Annotated in this window: 16 protein-coding genes and 1 tRNA gene; 5 read left to right on the top strand and 12 right to left on the bottom strand. The window is 43.5% G+C overall.

Going from position 1 to position 19,961, the window contains the following annotated elements; translation table 11 throughout:
* The first annotated feature begins 127 nt into the window (after positions 1-127).
* Together AK824_RS02815 and AK824_RS02805 are read left to right on the top strand one after the other, a co-directional pair.
* Entirely contained in the window at positions 128-859 is a 732-nt protein-coding gene (locus AK824_RS02815) for a hypothetical protein (protein ID WP_057758634.1), read from the top strand.
* 436 nt (positions 860-1,295) lie between these two features.
* A complete protein-coding gene (locus AK824_RS02805; protein WP_057758630.1) occupies positions 1,296-2,273 on the top strand; it encodes a DUF1853 family protein in 978 nt (325 codons plus the stop codon).
* A gap of 81 nt (positions 2,274-2,354) precedes the next feature.
* Here the strand turns inward: AK824_RS02805 and AK824_RS02800 are convergent, their stop codons facing one another.
* The 7 genes from AK824_RS02800 to AK824_RS02770 form a co-directional block, all read right to left on the bottom strand.
* Positions 2,355-2,897, bottom strand: a complete 543-nt coding sequence (locus AK824_RS02800; protein WP_057758628.1) for a DUF2726 domain-containing protein — start codon at positions 2,895-2,897, stop codon at positions 2,355-2,357.
* 251 nt (positions 2,898-3,148) lie between these two features.
* Positions 3,149-4,354, bottom strand: a complete 1,206-nt coding sequence (locus AK824_RS02795; protein ID WP_057758625.1) for an SPOR and LysM peptidoglycan-binding domain-containing protein — start codon at positions 4,352-4,354, stop codon at positions 3,149-3,151.
* A 258-nt stretch (positions 4,355-4,612) separates the two neighbouring features.
* Positions 4,613-5,986 (bottom strand): bifunctional tetrahydrofolate synthase/dihydrofolate synthase, encoded by a 1,374-nt coding sequence (gene folC / locus AK824_RS02790; protein WP_057758623.1) that lies wholly within the window; start codon positions 5,984-5,986, stop codon positions 4,613-4,615.
* Positions 5,987-6,185: 199 nt separating this feature from the next.
* Complete coding sequence (gene accD / locus AK824_RS02785; RefSeq protein ID WP_180952657.1) at positions 6,186-7,133, bottom strand: acetyl-CoA carboxylase, carboxyltransferase subunit beta; 948 nt, start codon at positions 7,131-7,133, stop codon at positions 6,186-6,188.
* A 413-nt stretch (positions 7,134-7,546) separates the two neighbouring features.
* Positions 7,547-8,371 carry a tryptophan synthase subunit alpha gene (gene trpA, locus AK824_RS02780; RefSeq protein WP_057758621.1) on the bottom strand — a complete coding sequence of 275 codons (825 nt, stop codon included), beginning with the start codon at positions 8,369-8,371 and terminating at the stop codon, positions 7,547-7,549.
* Positions 8,372-8,513: 142 nt separating this feature from the next.
* Positions 8,514-9,788: a tryptophan synthase subunit beta gene (gene trpB, locus AK824_RS02775; protein WP_057758619.1), complete on the bottom strand. Its 1,275-nt coding sequence runs from the start codon at positions 9,786-9,788 to the stop codon at positions 8,514-8,516.
* 160 nt (positions 9,789-9,948) lie between these two features.
* On the bottom strand, positions 9,949-10,620 hold the full coding sequence (locus AK824_RS02770) for a phosphoribosylanthranilate isomerase (RefSeq protein ID WP_057758618.1): 672 nt from the start codon (positions 10,618-10,620) through the stop codon (positions 9,949-9,951).
* 201 nt (positions 10,621-10,821) lie between these two features.
* On the opposite strand from AK824_RS02770, the gene AK824_RS02765 reads away from it, so the two are divergent.
* On the top strand, positions 10,822-12,444 hold the full coding sequence (locus AK824_RS02765; protein WP_057758616.1) for a cryptochrome/photolyase family protein: 1,623 nt from the start codon (positions 10,822-10,824) through the stop codon (positions 12,442-12,444).
* A 21-nt stretch (positions 12,445-12,465) separates the two neighbouring features.
* On the opposite strand, the gene AK824_RS02760 is transcribed toward AK824_RS02765, so the two are convergent.
* On the bottom strand, positions 12,466-13,206 hold the full coding sequence (locus AK824_RS02760) for a DUF4230 domain-containing protein (RefSeq protein WP_057758614.1): 741 nt from the start codon (positions 13,204-13,206) through the stop codon (positions 12,466-12,468).
* 593 nt (positions 13,207-13,799) lie between these two features.
* On the opposite strand from AK824_RS02760, the gene AK824_RS02755 reads away from it, so the two are divergent.
* Positions 13,800-15,518 (top strand): proline--tRNA ligase, encoded by a 1,719-nt coding sequence (locus AK824_RS02755; RefSeq protein ID WP_057758612.1) that lies wholly within the window; start codon positions 13,800-13,802, stop codon positions 15,516-15,518.
* Positions 15,519-15,616: 98 nt separating this feature from the next.
* Here AK824_RS02755 and queF read toward each other — a convergent pair whose 3' ends face one another.
* From queF to AK824_RS02735, 4 genes are all read right to left on the bottom strand, one after another.
* A complete protein-coding gene (gene queF / locus AK824_RS02750; RefSeq protein ID WP_057758610.1) occupies positions 15,617-16,501 on the bottom strand; it encodes an NADPH-dependent 7-cyano-7-deazaguanine reductase QueF in 885 nt (294 codons plus the stop codon).
* Between the two features lie 65 nt (positions 16,502-16,566).
* Positions 16,567-17,340 carry an ABC transporter permease gene (locus AK824_RS02745; RefSeq protein WP_057762348.1) on the bottom strand — a complete coding sequence of 258 codons (774 nt, stop codon included), beginning with the start codon at positions 17,338-17,340 and terminating at the stop codon, positions 16,567-16,569.
* A gap of 29 nt (positions 17,341-17,369) precedes the next feature.
* Positions 17,370-18,332 (bottom strand): ABC transporter ATP-binding protein, encoded by a 963-nt coding sequence (locus tag AK824_RS02740; RefSeq protein ID WP_057758608.1) that lies wholly within the window; start codon positions 18,330-18,332, stop codon positions 17,370-17,372.
* Positions 18,333-18,653: 321 nt separating this feature from the next.
* The gene (locus AK824_RS02735; protein WP_057758606.1) at positions 18,654-19,310 is read right to left on the bottom strand and encodes a c-type cytochrome; all 657 of its coding nucleotides are present in this window, start codon (positions 19,308-19,310) and stop codon (positions 18,654-18,656) included.
* Positions 19,311-19,662: 352 nt separating this feature from the next.
* Between AK824_RS02735 and AK824_RS02730 the strand changes: the two genes are divergently transcribed.
* Positions 19,663-19,739: transfer RNA gene (locus tag AK824_RS02730), tRNA-Arg, on the top strand.
* Positions 19,740-19,961 lie beyond the last annotated feature (222 nt).

The raw sequence follows: 19,961 nt of genomic DNA, 5'->3' as shown, positions 1-19,961 counted from the left end.
ATACATTTGTTCAAGTTGGACAGATAATGATTTTGCAAGGTTAAGACCTAAAAGCCAGTTATTCACAAACCTTTTGGCTGTCACTGCCTTGCATCTATTTTGATTTAAGGGTGTAGGGGTGTGAAATGTGAACGATTTAGACAAAGAACGACTCAATAACGACTTATATGCAACCATTAGAAATACTATCTTAGAAGTAACAAACCTTAAAATTACATGGGCAGCATTTGGGGATAGGAATTACTTTAGTGATGAAACATTGAATGATGCTTTTATGGCGTCAAAAGACTATGATTTAGTGAATAACACTATTTATCCATATGTGAAATACTACTTTGATACTAATATTGATGATGTGGATTTCTCCTCCTATGAAGCATCTAGTACAAGCCTAAATATCATAACAACAAACATTTTACTAAAAGCTATAGATGATGGTCTAGATAAGCTAGGTAGTAGAAAAAAGAGTGATACTAACTCTTATATGTTCATGGTTGTTTTTATGTTAGCTATGAGACAAGCGGCAATAATAGCTTTTGATAAGTCTCATTACTATACAGCTATGAAGTTTTATAAAAGACTTGTAGGAGCGTTAGACTTAACAGCAGATGTATGCATACACGAAAAGAATAAATTGTCCTTTGAAAGTAGAAAAAAAGCCAATACTAGATGGGGTGAGCATAACCAAAAAAGGGCTGAAAAAAAACGACAGTATCTAAAAATCATGAGAGACAATAGATTTACCACTTTTGCTGAAACAGCCGAATATATAAAGCAAAACATAGAAACAGACAAGACCCCATCTTATGACACTATCAAGCGATGGTTAAGCCAAGCCAATAAAGGCGATTTTTCATAACCTATCATACTGTGGTATGCGTGCATACAACACGCTATGCAGGCATACCCTGCTCTATACATGCATAAGTATTTAGCTACAACCACACAACCTATAATATAAATCCATGAACCGTTACGCACCATAGTGTAACGACATAACATGGAGCTAGACAATGACCCAAAAAAACTATAACTTTCTCAATTCAGAGCAGCAACCATCGCACAACGCGCCTAATAATATATTAAAACGGCTACTGCCAATACTTAAAACAATACTCAGTATTTTACTACCTTACTTGCTATCACCGCCTGATATCAGCTTTCATATCCATCACATTAGTATCATATTTTAACGCTAAAAAACTGAGCAATGCCCTAGCGGATACTTGTCATCTATAGACTTTTATAGAGCGAGCCGTTAGGGTAAATGCTACACCTTCACACTGGTTTATCCTATGTCCGAGCCTGTCAATCAGCCCATATTTAATCGCCGTATAGATAATGCACCTTGGGAACGTTACCGCCGACCCTATGTGCGCGATTTAGCTTATGTACTGGCATGCCCCAATGCTTTAACACAATGGCTAGACTTTGCGCCGCATCAAACTACACATACCGTTACCGTGCATAGCGCGCAATTTTGGCAGACGCAGTTTGAAGCGTATGAGCAACGATTAGCAGAGCTAGACACCACTGCCGCCTATCAAGAGCTGACTCGCTATTTACTCAAACGCCCAAGTCCCAATCGACTGGGATTTCATTTTGAGGGCTTACTGTCATTTTGGTTAGAGGATGGGTTCGCACGCAAGCTGCATCCATATGAGACACTGGCTAGCAATGTGCAGCTCTATAATGGCAAGCAGACGACTGGTGAGCTTGATTTGATTTTGTATAACCATGCAGAACAGCTAATTGAACATTGGGAGCTAGCCATTAAGTTTTTTATGGGGTCAGCACCTTTTGAGCCTGTGAATTGGGTTGGGATTAATTCCAATGATAATCTACAGCGCAAAATGACACACATGCAAACCAAGCAGTTTCGAGCGGTGTGGGTAGATACAGAAAATCATGGACAGGTAAAAATCGATAAGCGTTATGGCGTGATCAAAGGGCGATTCTTTTTACCGATCAACACAGCTGGTTGTGGTGATTATGATTGGCCATATTGGCTAACGCCGAGTTTTCCAATACATGAGTGGTGTGATAAGAGAGACATGGCAGGTCTTGCAACGATTGACACTACAGCTTTGCGAGCCGCGCATTATATTGAATGGTTCACCAAGCGCGACTTTTATGATGAGCGAAATACTTATGATGGTCATCAGCAACCGATAGTTTGGTCAGATAACGAGCTACCTAAAACAGGTTTATATTTTGAAGGTAATCGACCAATCGTTATTTACCCAAGGCAATCAGACCAACTCGATGAATAAATTTAGCTAACCTAAGCTTTTAAGATGAAACTGCTTAGATAATGTTTTAGCCTTAATAATCAAACAGCTTTCACAGAATGCTTAATAACTCTCAATCACTTGCATTAGCTCATATCTAAGCATATCGGCACTCGGCATACGCTCAGCGTGGAAACGCACCATCGCAATACCTGCACTGGCAAGCGCTTTGTCTTTTTTGTCATCCGCTTTTTGACGGGCTTTGCTACTATGCGTCCAGTCATCAAGCTCGATAGCGACCAAGGTAGTCTGAGCATCGACATCCACAATCACATAGTCAACGCTCTGACGACAAATACGATTGAACCAAAAGCTACGCTCTGATGTCTCGCTACTATTGGCCTCAATGATCCGTGACAGCTGTACTTGGACAAATATGTGATACTCCGGCAGCGCATTTTTTAACTTATTAAAAAATATCACTTCCGTATCGGTCATGATTGGCATCGGCGCAAATGGCCAAATAGCCAACTCATCACCGCGCACAGGTTTTGGATCTGGCTCAACGACAGGGCGTTTTGTCAGTAGTGTTGGTAGCAGCTTCGGTAACGTAATCAGCCCCAAAAACCCAACGGCCAATATTAAAAATATAACACCAAACGACATGTTTCTACCTTATACAATATGAGAGTGATGGGCTACTTGTCATTATTAATAGCAATGAACAATGCGCCGACCACGACAAGGCAACCTATATAGGCTGACAGGTTATACAACAACGGATTATAAAAATGGCGCTCATCTTAACCAAGGCGGCGCCAATCAGCAATCTATAAAACAAAAAACACGACAGTATTTGTCGTGTTTTTATATAAAGTAGTTAAAAGCCGAATCGAGACCGTTAGAAACGCTCTAGCTTAACGCCAGTAAAGCACCCAAGCGCTGGTCGTATTTACTTTAGGGTCACTATTGATTTTATCTTTTAGTGCCAATGCTGCGACTTTGCCACGTTCAGGCCCAACTACGACACGGACACCGCGGCTAGTTGCACTCGTCTTAACTTGATAACCTGCTGCTCGGAACTTTTTCGCTAACTCATCCGCTTTGGCTTGGTCATTTGCTAAAGCTACTTGCACTCCAAAGCTACCCTTAGCGTCTGTTTCTTTGACTTCTTTACGCGCTTCACTCAGTTTTTGCTGCGCTTCACGTTTTGCATCGGCAGATTTCTTCGCCAGCGCCTCTTCTTGCTGGCGCTTCTTCTCACGCGCTTGTTCGGCTGCCGCCGCTTCACGCTCTAAACGCTGTACCTGTTTGCTCGATGGGATGGTGATACTTTGACCCAGTTGTAGCGCTGCCGATGGAGATAGGTTGTTGGCTTGAGCCAATACTTCTACAGGCATGTTATATTGTCTTGCCAGTTTGATGAGTCCATCACCTTTCTTAATTTGGTATTCAGAAGGCGATTTTGGTGGCTCGTTTTTAGCCGCTTCCGCTGCTTCTCTTTTTCTCTCAGCCGCTGCTTGGGCTTCAGCCTGCTTTTTTGCTTCGGCTAGTTTCTCTGCCTCCGCTTGTTTTTTACTCTCAGCAAGTTTTTTAGCGGCTGCTTGCTCTTTTATAGCAGCTTGCCTTTGGGCTTCTTGTTGCTCTTGAGCCGCTTTTTGCTTCTCGGCTTCGCTAGACTTTGTAGTATCAGTAGTAGACTCACTATCAGTACGAGGCTGAACCGTTAAATCTGTCGTAACGTCTTTTGTAGACTCTGTACTGCTGGTGTCATCAATAGCTGGCGCACTATTATCGACATATTGCTGGCTCTCAGCACGTGCCTTAGCCAATGCTTCTGCCTCAGCAACTTCCTGCTCTGTCAAAAACTCTTTTGCACGTTTTTCTTGCTCTGCGACACGGGCTGCACGTTCTTTTTGCTTTTGCGCAAGGATACGTTTTTCTGTTTCGATATCAGTTGTGAGCGGCTGCGGAGACTCTTGCTCCGAGCTTGATTTATCGACCATCGCTGATATCGGCTCTGGTTGGTCGCTATCGCCAATCTGTTGCACCATGGCGTATAGCATCACGCTACCGCCGATAATCATCCCAATGCCCAATAAGGCTTGTCTCGAAAAGTTCATCCGTTTACGTCTCTTAGTTGGTAATAAGGTTGATTGAGCGGCGCAGCGACTATCTCAAAGCAGTATATCTAATCGCTTTAATCATGATCTCTTACCGCCAGTTACTGTCAGTTAATGCCATCAGAGTTCAAAATTTGTGCCGACCATCTTCTACTAGTCTGGCAAATCATTTTGATTATAAAGCATATTTTTCATGCTGTCTGCTATCAGGCTACGACTAAGATTAACATTAAACAGGCACTACTTTAACTTAAATTATCATACGCTAAGGGCACTTAATGCTTCCCCAATCGTATGAAACGAGCCACATACGACGATAAGGTCTTGCGGTTGGCTTGCCTCTATCACTGCATGGGTCGCTGTATGCAAACCATCGAACGCATATATATTGGTTCTATCAACATATTTGACCAAAACAGCTTGCAGCTGTTCAGTAGTCGCGGCACGAGGGTAGTCAATCTCAGCGATAAACCAGTCACTAATCGGTAAGCCTGCTTGAGTTAAGCGCTGCACAACCTTATCAATATCTTTGTCACCTAACATAGAAAATAGCATTTTTATCTTTGGTGTAGGGATATTCGCTGAGCTATCTTGATTACTTTGCTTGGCTACATGCTGCTGCCAAAACGGTAATAGCTGTGCTAATAAGAACTCAACGCCTTGCTCATTATGCGCCACATCAAATAACCAATGGCGGCTATGGCTCTCACGATAATCGAAGCGACCAGCTAATTTGACAGTTTGTAGTGCTTGCTCAATGGCCTTGATACCGACATCTAATGGACTTGCTAATACTGCTGATAGTGCATTGGCCGTGTTAGTCAACGATAGCGCAGGACGTGGTAACTGCAAGGTAACCGCTGCATTACTATATTGCCAAGTCGTTGAATCAATATCGCGGTAGCTAAAATCTTGTCCAATCTGATAACAAGTTGCCTGCTGGGTATCGATGGCTTGTTGCACGCTGGATGGCATTTCAGTAGCACCATAAATCAGAGGAATGCCGTTGCGCAAGATACCTGCTTTTTCGCGACCAATATCCTCGACATTATCACCCAACCAGTCAACATGATCGATACCAATATTGGTAATAACTGCCATGTCAGGATCAATGATATTGACCACATCTAGTCGTCCACCCAATCCTACTTCTAAGACCCACACGTCACAGTCTGCTTCAGCGAATATCAATAGCGCTGCTAGTGTGGTCATCTCAAAGAACGACAACGTCAACTCGCACTGTAAGCGTGCCGCCTCTACTTTGCTAAAAGCCTCAATCAGGGTCTGGTCGCTGACCATCTCGCCATTGATACGCACACGCTCATTAAAAGCGCTAAGATGTGGCGACTGATATAGTGCCGTCTTGTAGCCTGCGGCTTTACACATTTCGGCGATGACAGCGGTTGTAGAACCTTTGCCATTGGTACCTGCTACAGTAAATACATAAGCGTCATCTTTCGCTGATTGCACCACGCCTAACGCTTCTGCAACAGGCAATACACGTGACAATCCCATATCGATTGCAGATACATGAATCTGCTGCATATAATCGAGCCACTCAGTTAGGCTAGAACTTTCATTAGGACTATGGGCGTTGGGGCTGCGAAGGTCAGATGCTAAAAGGTCAGACATGGATAAAACCTATATAAAATTTAATAAGAGATAAAAATATATGTGTTAGCTAAAACCAAAAATAGCACTTACCGTGCAATGACGATAAATGCTATTAGGGGTCTTGCATATGCAGTAGATGTTAGCACGCAGCTAAGTCTTTATGCACTCAATAAATAATTCATTATACTGAGTCATTTACCTTATTGAGCATCTCATTTTACTGAGCATCTACATTTGGTACGCGGCATAGTTTTGCAAGTAGACGATAGATTGTATCGATTAGCTGATGACGATGTACCACTTCATCCACCACACCATGCTCTAATAAGAACTCAGCGCGCTGGAATGGCTCTTCTAACGTCTCACGTACAGTCTGCTCAATCACGCGCTTACCAGCAAAGCCAATCATCGCTTTTGGTTCTGCTAGATGTATATCACCCAGCATCGCCAGTGATGCAGTTACGCCGCCGTATACCGGATTGGTCAATACCACAATGTAAGGAATCCCAGCGATTCTTAGACGCTCAATCGCTGCTGCCGTGCGTGCCATTTGCATCAATGACAATAGACCTTCTTGCATACGTGCACCGCCAGAAGCAGCAAAGCAAACCAAAGGTACTTTTTGCTCTAGCGCCTTTTCAGCTGCTTGGACGAAACGATCGCCAACGACTGAACCCATTGACCCGCCCATAAAACGGAAGTCAAAAGCACAGGCGACGATATCAAGGTTACGCAGTTTGCCATACATAGCAACCAACGCCTCAGACTCACCTGTTTTTTCTTGTGCTTCACTCATACGCGCAGGATATGGCTTACTATCCACAAAGCTCAATGGATCTTTTGCCGTAAATTCTTGTCCTGTCTCGCCGTCCACTTGATCAAGTAACCAGTTCAAACGCTCACGAGCACTCATCGGTAAATGATGATCGCAATGCGGGCACACATAGCAGTTAAAAATCAGCGCTGTGTTGGTAATCATCGAATGACAATTGCTACACTTAGTTGACGGTTCAGTCTCTACCGCAGACAGTGGCGCAGTCAAATGCTGTTTGATGCCTGGAATAGGACGGTTAAACCATGACTGCCTATCCGTATTGCTGTTTGGCGCGGCTTTAGCAGTATTGTTATCGGGTTTTGTTATTGTATCAGTCATATTATTTGCCATCATAAAAGGCTTATTGACAAGTTTGCTCATTCGCTTGTCATTGAGAGTTTAATGGTTGTCTAAACAAAACGTCTAATACAGTCATAACATGAGCAGTCATGCGACATATTGATAAATAAATCTCGTATGTCGGTAATTTGATTATGCGCTTGTTGATAGATAATGTATTTGCCAATCAAAGTGACGAATAAACCACTGCTATCAGACACCATATAATAGTGATGTTAGTTTACACTCGTAAACTAATTTTAGCAAAGTCATTTAGTATTGTCTTCACGTAAAGCTTTTAAGTAAAGTCTTAGGTAAACAATAGCTGCAATTTGACTTTGCCGTCTCAAATAACTATTTCTTCAAATAACTATTTCTTCAAATAACTATTTCTTCAAGTAACAATAATATGGAAGCAATAGCTATTAAGCACTTAAGCTGTCTAATGCTGCACGTAGCTCATCCATTTTTGCCATGATGTTCTGCTGTGCATTCGCAACCGCCGCAGTATCGTTGGCATCAATATCGGCAAAATTCTGTACCAAGGCACTACCGACGATAACACCATCTGCATGAGTACCGATCGCTTTTGCAGAAGCACCATCACGGATACCGAAGCCGACGCATACTGGCAAGTCTGTTTCTGCTTTGATTGCTTGTACTTGAGTTGCTACATCGTCAGTATCTAACGTGGCTGAGCCAGTCACACCTTTTAGTGATACATAATAAATATAGCCGCCACAATGAGTCAATACTTGCTCACGGCGCTCAGGCAAAGTTGTTGGCGATAGCAAGAAAATCTCATTCATCGAATGATCAGTCAAATGCTGAGTGAAGCTACCCGCCTCTGCTGGCGGCAAATCTACCATCAACAAGCCATCAACGCCTGACTGCTCACATAGCGCGACAAAGTTGTCATAGCCGATGATTTCAACAGGATTTAGATAACCCATTAGGATGATTGGCGTTTGTGTATCTGTTTGACGAAACTCTGCGACCATCTTTAGTGCGTCACGAGTACTCGTCCCTGCTGCTAATGCACGCTCGCCAGCCAACGCTACAGTTGGACCATCGGCCATTGGATCAGAGAATGGTAAACCGACTTCGATCATATCGGCGCCGTGTTTCACTAAGTCGTGCAATAGACCTATCGTAGTGGTCGGATTAGGATCGCCTGCCATTACATAAGGAATCAGGGCTTTTTTATTTTGTGATTTTAAGGTTTCAAAGGTACTTTCAATTCTGGTCATAGTGGTCTCTTAATTGTTATAAACTGGCTTGTTTGACCTTTCATTTAATAATCTATATTGAACAATAAAAGGTCAAACAATTTTTCTTATAAAGAAGAATCTAGTAACTTATAAATTTGATAACTTATAAAGATATTCGTTACTACAACTCAATCCCTTCTGCTTTCATCACTGAATGCAGATCCTTGTCACCGCGACCTGACATATTAACGATAATTGTCTGATCAGGGGTCATGGTTTTAGCCAGTTTCAATGCATAAGCGACAGCATGAGCAGTTTCAAGTGCAGGGATGATGCCTTCTTTGCGCGTGGCTTCATGAAAGCCTTCTAACGCTTCTTTGTCAGTACAGCCGACATACTCAACACGCTTCATGTCTTTTAGGAAGCTATGCTCTGGACCGACACCAGGATAATCAAGACCCGCTGAGATAGAATGCGTCTCTTGAATCTGGCCATCATCATCTGCCATTAGGTAAGTACGGTTACCATGCAGCACGCCGATACGACCAGCCGCCAACGGTGCTGAGTGACGACCTGACTCGATACCATCGCCTGTTGCTTCAACACCATACATCTTAACTTCAGTATCGTTCAAGAAGTCAAAGAACAAACCAATAGCGTTTGAGCCACCGCCAACACAAGCAACCAATGCATCAGGCATTTTTCCTGTTTTTTCTAAATGCTGAATACGTGCTTCTTTACCGATAATCGCTTGAAAATCACGAACCAATAGCGGATAAGGATGTGGGCCTGCTACAGTACCGATAATGTAATAGGTACTATCGACATTGGTCACCCAATCACGCATGGCTTCGTTCATGGCATCTTTGAGAGTGCGTGAGCCAGAAGTGACAGGCACAACTGTCGCGCCAAGCAAGCGCATACGATAGACGTTCATTTTTTGACGCTCGACATCGTCAGCACCCATATAGACGATACACTCTAGCCCTAAGCGTGCAGCAATCGTTGCCGTCGCGACGCCATGCTGTCCTGCACCAGTCTCAGCGATGATACGTTTTTTGCCACACATTTTGGCAAGCAGCGCCTGACCAATGGTGTTATTTACTTTATGAGCGCCTGTATGGTTTAGATCTTCACGTTTGAAGTAAATTTGCGCACCGCCAATCTCATCACTCAAACGCTTAGCATGATACAGTGGCGTTGGACGACCGACATAATTGACCAAATCGTTGTGATACTCTTCCCAGAATGCTGGGTCTGCTTTTACTTTGGTATAAAGCGTTTCTAGCTCTTCTAGGGCAGCCATTAGCGTCTCAGAGACAAAACGCCCCCCATGTACACCGAAATGACCGCGTGCATCAGGATACTGGTTAAAGTCCTGTACGTTTTCAGGGTTAGTAAAAGTATTTACAGATTGTGCGGTAGCAGATAAATCTTTGTTCTCGACATGACTCATGATAATTCCTACTGTAATAAGTGGTATTTTTTAAATAACTTTAGATAAATAGAGGGAAAATAATAAAAAGGATAACAATCTAATCAGATTTAAGCAGAAAAATCGGAATAACGATCAACTAAACAGATTACGTATAGCAAATAGCTAGATACAAACCCACTTAGATGGCGCCAGTGACCGTAGCGTTTTGCCATCGATCGCGTTTGACCGCTTTCATAAAGGCACGCATTTTGGCAGCGTCTTTTTTACCTTTATCAACCTCAATGCCACCACTCACATCGACGCCATAAATAGGCAAATCTAATGTAGCGGCAACATTGTCGACATCGAGTCCACCGGCCAAAACGATTGGTAGTGCGCTGTCATGTGGAATGAGACTCCAGTCAAAACGTGCGCCAGTACCGCCATACTTATGCTGATGATAAGCATCCAATAAAATACTACTGGCACCTGCGGTTGCAAACTGGTTAATCTGAGCGCGGACACTATCGAGGGTGTCTTGCTCTGTATTGATACGCAATGCTTTGATCCAGCGTTTATTGACCATACCTGCCAGCTGTTGGCATTGCTCAGGCGTTTCATCACCATGGAACTGGATAATATCAAAAGAGACGTTGCTTGCTAAGTTAATCAGCTCATCTTTAGGCATATTGACTACCAGTGCCACCACGCTGACAAAAGCAGGTACGGCAGCGCTCAGGGTTTGCGCCTGCTCTATCGTGACCGCACGTGGACTTGGTGGATAAAACACCAAACCCACTGCATCTGCACCTAGCTGTGCCGCCGTCTGTATATCACTAAGCTGAGTAAACCCGCAAAACTTAACGTGCATTTTGTGACCTTGCGTTTCATGGTGCTGAATATGACACCGATTATAGCGGCATCAGATAGGTTCAAGCTAAAGATAAATCGTTAGATGTGATGAGGTTTTGTTAACCAAACGGCAAAGCCATTGCATCCAAAAACTTATCCTAGCATACTTTTATCCTTAGTTTTGTTTATGATTGCGATTGATTAATATAGGGATACTTTGATGTCTAAGACTGCACAGACAGCCGCTACTGATACTGATACTGGCGACAATGCTACTAGCAAAAATCCAGCACATTACTTGATGTGGTTTCGCCGTGACCTGCGTATCCATGACAATACTGCTTTAGCAGCGCTTTGCGAACGTGCAAAAGAAGACAACGCTTCAGTGTCTGCCGTATTCTTTTTAACCCCTGAGCAGTGGCAAGCGCACGATACATCCCTTGTACAAGTCGATCATATTGCTCGCACGCTGCCTATTCTAGCAAAGGAATTACAATCGCAATTGAATATCACCTTAACAGTACAACTCTGCCCAAGCTTTACTGACTGTATAGAGGCGCTCACGACTTTATGCAATGACAATGAAATCAGCTGCATCATGGCCAATCACGAGTACGAAGGCAATGAGATTGATCGTGATGAGCAGTTAAGCAAACAACTTGCAAAAAACGGTATCGAGTTCGTCCGCTGGCATGACCAATGCATTTTGCCACCGCAAACTATCACGACCAATGATGGCGATAGTATGTATAAGGTCTTCACCCCGTTTTATAAAAAATGGCGACATACGTTGGACGTCAGCACCATCCAAATGCACGAAGCATCCGCAGTGGATAGCGATTATAAAATCAAACTACCATCATCGCAAACGTTTGCCAATACAATCGACGATATCGAAGCACTAAGTGGAGAGATGCTGAGTGACTACCAGCAGACATTAGAAAAGAACGAGTCATTACAACATGTCGATATGACAGCTCAGCTTGACCAAGCAAGAGACGCCTATCCTGCAGGTGAGTCTGCCGCTTGCCAGCGTCTAGAAGCATTCGTCGATGATGATATTAATAATTATGATGTAAGCCGTGACGTCCCCCATTTGCACGCAACCAGCCAGCTATCGGCTTACCTCACTATAGGCTCTATCAGTCCTAGATTCTGCTATCTACAGGCGAGCACAGTACAAGAAAAGCTACACGGTAATGACGGTGATAATGAAGACATCAATCGCTGGATAAGCGAGCTTGCATGGCGAGATTTTTATCGGCATGTGCTGGTCGAAAAGCCAAACCTGATTCGTCATAAAGCGTATAAAGAAGAGACTGATACCAAGATTAACTGGTCGTATAACACTAATGATTTTGAGACATGGTGCACTGGTAAGACAGGCGTGCCGCTCGTAGATGCAGCAATGCGTTGCCTGAATGCGACAGGGTTTATGCATAATCGCCTGCGAATGGTCACCGCGATGTTTTTGACGAAGGATTTATTGATTGATTGGCGCTTGGGTGAGCGCTACTTTATGCAGCAGCTCATAGATGGCGATTTTGCGTCCAACAACGGCGGCTGGCAGTGGAGCGCATCGACAGGTACTGACTCAGCGCCCTACTTCCGTATTATGAACCCCTTTAGCCAAGCCAATACGCACGATTCTAAAGCTCTGTTTATTAAAACTTGGCTACCAGAGTTAAAAGATATTCCTAACAGTATCTTGCACAACGAAGATAAGATGCGTAAAGAATTGGCAAAAGGTGGTAAGTTTGCCGATGTTGACTACCCTGCACCGATGGTCGAGCATAAATCAGCACGCAAGCTGGCTATTGCCGAATTTAAAAAAGAAGCTTAATTTTAGAAAACAACTGGCAGACTAGCTATTGATAGTGACTGGCAACTGACACGCGCCTGCGCCCTGAGTGCTAACCGTCACTACCGCTCCTGTGAGTGCAAATAGCTGCTCCAATTGTGTTTGCGCATTTTGCAGTGCCATATTCATGACATCACCTCGGCAGGCACGCTCAAGCACTTCTTTCTTTGCCATAATCTGTGCTTGTGCCAATATCTTAGGATCGACTTGCATCATCCCAAAAGCCCCCGTCTGCCAGTCATAAATCTCGATATCATCTAAATATACTGAAAATACTTCTGTGGGCGGCAAAGTAATATTGATTTGCGGCATAGAGGCAACTGATGAGTTGGGGTCAACTACTTGCTCTTCATCCTCATCAGCTTGAGTAGGTTGCACCACTTGTACCATCTCAGGTGTTAGTGCACTCAGATCAACGCCTGCCTCTACGCGACCATGAGCGATAAACAATGCCTTTTGCTCATCTTGCCATAGTTTCATCCAGCTCCCGGGTCGCTCGCTCGTAATCACGGTATCGACACTAAATGCGACGGTATGTAAGCGATTTAACTGCTGAATTTGCGTAACCACGCCTTCGCGAGTAATCGTTTCTATCGGCGCTTCTTCTGGTTTGTTTTGCGCACTATAAATAGCAAAAACAATCGCTGCTAGACCGATAAGTAATATCACCCACGACATTGTCGCAATAGGACGTTTCGAAGACTTTTGAGTGGCATTAGCGTTATTCATATCAGGATTATTCATAGAAGCTACCTTTATAATGTTGCATCGTTTGGTAAGGCTAAGAGCATTGTAAAAATGGAACAGATGCTTAGTCTATAAATGCGACTATTGTGCAGTAACTTCAAGTAATGGCTACCATTCCTCTACATAACTTTATCTATAAACCTCTACGCAATCATCTCAATAAATTGTCTCTCAAGTAAACAGTGCTTTCGCTATAAAATCATATGAATAGCTCAATTATTTACCCCTTATTGAATCCTTTGCATCACGTTCGGTCTGAAAAGACAAAAAGTCATTGCGTCTTAGGCGAACTTTACCTAACATAGTCAGATTGTATGAATAAAATATCAGTCTTAAAGCATTTATCAGGGTTTTGACCTGAATATATTGCATTTTTGGCATATTGATACATCAAATCAAATTTGCCTCTCTTTTATGAGAGTGGTTTTTACTGATTTGCTTTGTATATAAGCAGGTTGGTAACTAGGAAATACCCTAGATTATTGCTAAGTGATAAAGGTAAGCTTGCGGCGGCAATGAAACGATTAGCCATACGCTCAACATCCTACTATTTCTTATTTTTTTATCGTTGATAAGGTTACGCTTTATTTATGAAAGCCAGTCAATTTTTATTTGCCACACTAAAAGAAACCCCAAGTGATGCCGACATCGCCTCAAGCCAATTGATGGTGCGTGCTGGTCTTATCCGCAAGATTGCTTCTGGATTGTATATTTGGTTGCCTATGGGTCTGCGCGTCTTGCAAAAGGTCGAACGTATTGTTCGTGAAGAGATGCAAAACGTCGGTGCACAAGAAGTGCTTATGCCGATGACTCAGCCTGCTGAACTTTGGCAGACGACCGGACGTTTTGATGATTATGGTCCTGAGCTATTGCGCTTCAAAGACCGTCATGATCGCGACTTTGTACTTGGTCCAACGCACGAAGAAGTCATCACCAATCTAGCACAAGGTGAGCTGCGTAGTTATAAACAACTACCGATTACGTTCTTTCAGATTCAAGGTAAATTCCGTGACGAGATTCGTCCACGCTTCGGTGTGATGCGCGCACGTGAATTCACCATGAAAGATGCCTACTCTTTCCATGTGGATCAAGCCTCATTGGCCAAGACTTACCATGATATGTATGATGCTTATACACGCATCTTTACCCGCTTGGGCTTAGACTTCCGTGCAGTACAAGCAGATACAGGCTCTATCGGTGGTTTTGCTTCACATGAGTTCCATGTCTTGGCAGATAGCGGCGAGGACGATATTGCGTTTTCGGACTCATCTGACTATGCAGCCAATGTAGAGCTAGCAGAATCTGTCAGCACTGCTGAGCGTCAACCACCGAAAATGGAGCGTGAAGACGTTCTGACCGAAGGCATGACCAGCTGCAAAATGGTTGCTGAACACTTGGACATCCCGTTAGAAACGACGGTTAAAACTTTGATCGTTCATGGTCATACTGAGAATGATGAGCCACAACTGATTGCTATCGTATTGCGCGGCGACCACCAGCTCAACACTATTAAAGCTGAGAAAATCGAAGAAGCCAACGTACCATTGACATTAGCATCTGACGAAGAGCTAAAAGCAGCAGGTCTGCACAAAGGCTATATCGGCGTTAATTTAGATATGCCTGTATTCGTTGATCGTTCAGCAGCTGCGTTGTCAGATTTTGTTTGCGGTGCCAATGAAGTGAACAAACATACTATCGGTATGAACTGGGCACGTGATACTCGCATTACTCGCATCGTTGATGTGCGCAATGTACAAGAAGGCGACCCGTCTCCTGATGGTAAAGGCAGCCTGAAAATCAAACGCGGTATCGAAGTCGGTCATATCTTCCAGTTGGGTGATAAATACTCACAAGCGATGAACTGTACGGTTTCTGGCGAAGATGGCAAACCTGTCACCTTGATGATGGGCTGTTATGGTATTGGTGTTAGCCGTATCATTGCCGCTGCTATCGAGCAGAACAATGATGGAAACGGCATCATGTGGCCAAAAACACCAACGGTTGATGATTCAATCGCTCCTTTTGAAGTCGCTATCATCCCGATGAAGTCTAAAGAAGAGACGGTCATGCAGACGGCAACCGCCTTGTATGAAGAGTTGAAAGCTCAAGGCATCAACGTACTACTGGACGATCGTAACGAGCGCCCAGGCGTTAAGTTTGCTGATCTTGAATTGATTGGTATACCGCATCGTATCGTCGTTTCTGATCGCAACTTGGCGGAAGACAAGTACGAGTACGTCAATCGCCGTGAAGCCGAAAAGCAAATGCTGAGCCGTGAAGAAGTCATGGCAAAAGTAAGCGGTAAATAGTCTTGTAAATAAAGACTATATAACAAAAAGCGCCTATCTCACATGATGAGATAGGCGCTTTTTTATTGGCTTAAGATTGATGTATTTTTAGCGAGAACTTACTGGCGAATCAAACGGCTTGGCGTAGGCAATAAACTGATATCACTAACACGGCAAGGATTGATATCGATACCACCACGGCGCGTATACCACGCCCGTACTATTAGCTCGCTTGGCTGATAATACTGGCTCAAATCAGCAAATATCTGCTCAACACACTGCTCATGGAAGCCATTATGCTGACGGAAGCTCAATATATAGCGCAGCATGTTTGCATTATTGAAAGGCTTATCAGTCGTAATCGATACGGCCAACGTACCCCAATCTGGTTGATTAGTCACTGGGCAGTTACTGCGCAGTAGATTGGAATAAAAGGTATACGGCTGCGTACCATCACTTGCCATGCTTTTACTACTCGCCTCTACTTCGCTAGCACTTAGCAATGACGCATCAGGATGTTCCGTTAATGCAACTTTATCCGTGTTGCCTGCCAATGCTTCATCAATACAAACACCCTCAGGCTGAGCAATCAATAATGCTGTTTCGTTACCATTTATATCATCGTTTAAACCAAATAACGCTACCTGTACATCTGCTTGCAAGCAAGCTGACAAGTCTTTCGCAATCAACGCTTGTACGTCATTCCAACTGGCAAACTCGGTAAAGTTAATGCTATTCAAATATAACTTAAGCGATTTTGATTCTACGATAAACGGTGAGCTAGCAGGAATACTAAAGCGTGCAATCGCTACTTGCGAGATACCTTGCGGATTTAACCAAGATATCTCAAAGGCCTGCCACCAATCGACACCGACGGTTAACTTGTCGTCTTGCCAACCAATCGCATCACGCCCCATGCTGCGCGCAATCGGATATAGCGTCTCTGGGCTATACTCAGTTGGATAGTCTGTGGTTTGCTCACCCAAGATACCGTGAATACTCATCTGTCTTCCTAATATTAAACCGTTTAAAATTTGCTCTAAATAATATACTTAGTGAATAATACATACTACAAACGTACACGCGAACCGTTACTTAGCAAGCGATAAGCGATGGTATAGAATATCGCACAGAACACAAAAATAGCCGCCATCGAATACCAAACGTTGACATCAGAGTAGCCAAGAATACCGTAACGGAATGAGTTGACCATATAGACGATAGGGTTCAATAGCGAGATATTTTGCCAAAATGGCGACAAATTCTCCATCGAATAAAACACACCGCCAAGATAGGTCAATGGTGTCAATACGAAGCTTGGTATAATAGAGATATCATCAAACGAGCGTGCAAATACCGCATTGATAAAGCCGCCTAATGAAAACAAGATAGACGTGCCAAGTACGGTAAATACGGTCACAAATAAATGCTCGATACCAAGATCGGTAAAGAACAGCGCCACTATCGAGACAATCACACCGATAGCCAATCCACGGAAGATACCACCACTGATATAACCCATCAAAATAGCATGCTTGGATACGGGCGAGACCAAAAGCTCTTCGATACTAGACGTGAACTTAGCACTAAAAAAGCTTGAGACCACGTTAGAGTAACTGTTGGTAATGATCGACATCATGATCAAACCAGGCACGATAAACTGCATGTAAGGCACGCCGCCCATCTCACCCACACGCGAGCCAATCATTTTACCAAAGATGACAAAATACAAACTCATCGTGATAACTGGCGGTAGTAATGTCTGCGGCCAGATACGTAAAATACGGCGTACTTCTTTGAACCAAATAGTACGAAACGCAATCCACTTCTTACTCAATGACATGGTTTTATTATGATCGACTAGTTCCTGACTCATAATCCCGCCTCCTTCATGCTGTCTGCACTCTGAATGTTTTTGTCCACCAAGCGCATAAATAACTCTTCTAGTCGGTTGGCTTTATTGCGCATACTCGCCACACTGATACCTTTCTCAGACAACTGATCAAAGACACCGTTTAGTGACTCACCTTCTGTCAAGGTAACTTCTAGCGTTTGCTCATCTGGTTGCGAGACCCCTGTAACTCCTGTCAGAGCCAACTGCTCAGTGAGCGGCGTATCCAAATCAAATACAAACGTCTCTACCGACAACTGCGCCAGTAGCTCTTTCATTTCCGTATTGATTCGAATTTCACCGTGATCCAAGATCGCAATGCGTTTACATAATTGCTCAGCTTCTTCGAGATAATGAGTAGTCAGAATAATAGTGGTGTTTTCTTCGATATTAATCTGCTGCATAAATTCCCACATCGAGCGGCGAAGCTCAATATCGACACCCGCCGTTGGCTCATCGAGAATTAATAGCTTTGGTTTATGAATTAAGGCACGGGCAATCATCAAACGGCGTTTCATACCACCAGATAGTTCACGTGATTTACTGTCGCGTTTATCCCATAATCCCAGCGCTGTTAACAGTCTCTTTGCGCGTGGTTTGGCTTCTTTTGCAGGAATACCAAAATAACCCGCTTGCGTAATCAGGATATCTTCGACTTTTTCGAACATATTAAAGTTAAATTCTTGCGGTACAACACCAAGGTATTGCTTAGCAATCGAAGGGTTCTCTAATAGGTCTGTGCCGAAAATATGAACGCTACCGGTGGTTGGTTTAAACAATGAGCTAATAATACCAATCATGGTAGATTTGCCTGCGCCGTTTGGCCCAAGTAACGCAAAGAACCCACCTTGTGGTACCGTTAAATCAACCCCTTTTAATGCCGAAAACCCATTGTCGTAGGTCTTGGATAGATTTTTTATGGAGAGTGCTGGTGCATCAGACATGAAGACCTCTTTATTTGTTATCAATTTATATAAAATGCGATTTTAGAATAATAGGCCGTGTTGAACATTCGACTATCATTAGCATATAGGCAAAAGCCGTATAAGAATGTTCAACACACTCTACTATCTAAAGGTGACAATGTACGTACGGTAATAAACGAACTAATCTCATAAAATGAGGCTACTCATAACGAATTTCAACTGCCTTATATTCGAAGTACCATATTAATAATACTCATCATGAAAAAGCGCCTATCTCATCACTGAAATAGGCGCTTTATAGATAACTATCGTAAAAGCTTGGAAGGTAATCAAGAAAGATTAGCTTGCTTCTGCGACCATATAATCTACGGCATTTTGAACTTCTTCATCAGGAATATCCGCGCCACCTTTAGCAGGCATCGCATTGAAACCATTGATAGCATGGGTATATAGCGTATCTTTACCTTTTGCGATACGTGGACCCCAAGCGCCAGCATCACCAAAGATAGGAGAGCCTAGCAAGCCTGCTGTATGACAAGTATGGCATACGGCGTTATATACCGCTTTACCGTCACGAGGACCGTCGCCAGCAGCTGGGCCAGATGAGCGTGCCGTTACGTCACAAGCTTCACCATCTTCAAAACAGATATTGGCAACAGGTTGGATACGCGCGATCAGATTAGGATACAAAGCAATTAGCTTCTGTACTTGCGGCGTATCTTGTGGAATTGGCTCTTCATCAGCGGCAGGCGCTGCAGCGGCAGTTTCTTCGCCTTCTGCTGGAGCGGCTTCGTCAGTGGACGCAGCACCATCTGTCGTATCTGCAGCAGCTTGGGTATCGTCACCTAGCGTTTCAGGAGCAGCTTCTACGACCTCTTGGCCTTCTGCTACGTCTGACGCAGTTACAGGAGTGTCTACAACATCTTCAGCTTGGCTCACCGCGATACTAGCGATTCCTAGAATGGCAGCTGCCGATAACATAACTACTTTTCTCATTCGTCACGTTCTCTTATTACGTATACAAGGACTAGCACGGCTCGGACATTCTGTCTGTCCTCCTTTGACGACCTCTAAGTCTTCAATAGCAGACAGCCATCCCGCGTGCCAGCGCACTTGCAATCGGTGATTATAAATATGAATTCTCCCCAACATTATAAGGGAAAAGGCAGGTAAATTGCCATGCTTGTTTAATGACTTGGCTGTTTTTTCTTAAAAAACCTCAATCGCGACTGTCATTTATTGGCTTTATGCTTTTTATTTGTTAGACTAAGCGGTCTTTATTTCTAGACACCTTATGCTAATTATCATGCGCATCTAAGCGTGACAGTCAGACATATCGTTATCGTATGCGCTCGTAGCTCAGTTGGATAGAGTATCGGTCTCCGAAGCCGAGGGTCGTGGGTTCGATTCCCGCCGAGCGCACCACTATTTATAGCTTAAGTTTTGTTCAAATATCACCTCAAGCATTATATTGTTTGAGGCTTTTTTATGTCTGAAAATTTCTTTGAAGTATTTATTTATAAGGGTTAGTAGTTATATATTCATCAACTCTTAAGAGGCTGTCCACTCTCTAATGATATAATCACGATAAGTTTGCATGCATGTACTCTACCTTTTGAAAATCGGTGACCAAGTACTCGGTGACCA

Origin of the sequence: Psychrobacter sp. P11G3, assembly GCF_001435845.1 — a bacterium.
Taxonomy (GTDB): Bacteria; Pseudomonadota; Gammaproteobacteria; order Pseudomonadales; family Moraxellaceae; genus Psychrobacter.
The sequence above is the reverse complement of the archived record's forward strand: the minus strand, read 5'-3'. Positions and strand labels throughout refer to the sequence as shown.

Coding starts and splice junctions, on each gene's coding strand:
- AK824_RS02805 (WP_057758630.1), top strand. CDS start 1,296: ATGTCCGAGCCTGTCAATCAGCCCATATTTAATCGCCGTATAGATAAT.
- AK824_RS02760 (WP_057758614.1), bottom strand. CDS start 13,206: ATGAATAATCCTGATATGAATAACGCTAATGCCACTCAAAAGTCTTCG.
- trpA (WP_057758621.1), bottom strand. CDS start 8,371: ATGACCAGAATTGAAAGTACCTTTGAAACCTTAAAATCACAAAATAAA.
- AK824_RS02740 (WP_057758608.1), bottom strand. CDS start 18,332: ATGTCTGATGCACCAGCACTCTCCATAAAAAATCTATCCAAGACCTAC.
- AK824_RS02745 (WP_057762348.1), bottom strand. CDS start 17,340: ATGTCATTGAGTAAGAAGTGGATTGCGTTTCGTACTATTTGGTTCAAA.
- AK824_RS02735 (WP_057758606.1), bottom strand. CDS start 19,310: ATGAGAAAAGTAGTTATGTTATCGGCAGCTGCCATTCTAGGAATCGCT.
- AK824_RS02755 (WP_057758612.1), top strand. CDS start 13,800: ATGAAAGCCAGTCAATTTTTATTTGCCACACTAAAAGAAACCCCAAGT.
- AK824_RS02770 (WP_057758618.1), bottom strand. CDS start 10,620: ATGCACGTTAAGTTTTGCGGGTTTACTCAGCTTAGTGATATACAGACG.
- AK824_RS02800 (WP_057758628.1), bottom strand. CDS start 2,897: ATGTCGTTTGGTGTTATATTTTTAATATTGGCCGTTGGGTTTTTGGGG.
- AK824_RS02765 (WP_057758616.1), top strand. CDS start 10,822: ATGTCTAAGACTGCACAGACAGCCGCTACTGATACTGATACTGGCGAC.
- queF (WP_057758610.1), bottom strand. CDS start 16,501: ATGAGTATTCACGGTATCTTGGGTGAGCAAACCACAGACTATCCAACT.
- trpB (WP_057758619.1), bottom strand. CDS start 9,788: ATGAGTCATGTCGAGAACAAAGATTTATCTGCTACCGCACAATCTGTA.
- accD (WP_180952657.1), bottom strand. CDS start 7,133: ATGGCAAATAATATGACTGATACAATAACAAAACCCGATAACAATACT.
- AK824_RS02795 (WP_057758625.1), bottom strand. CDS start 4,354: ATGAACTTTTCGAGACAAGCCTTATTGGGCATTGGGATGATTATCGGC.
- folC (WP_057758623.1), bottom strand. CDS start 5,986: ATGTCTGACCTTTTAGCATCTGACCTTCGCAGCCCCAACGCCCATAGT.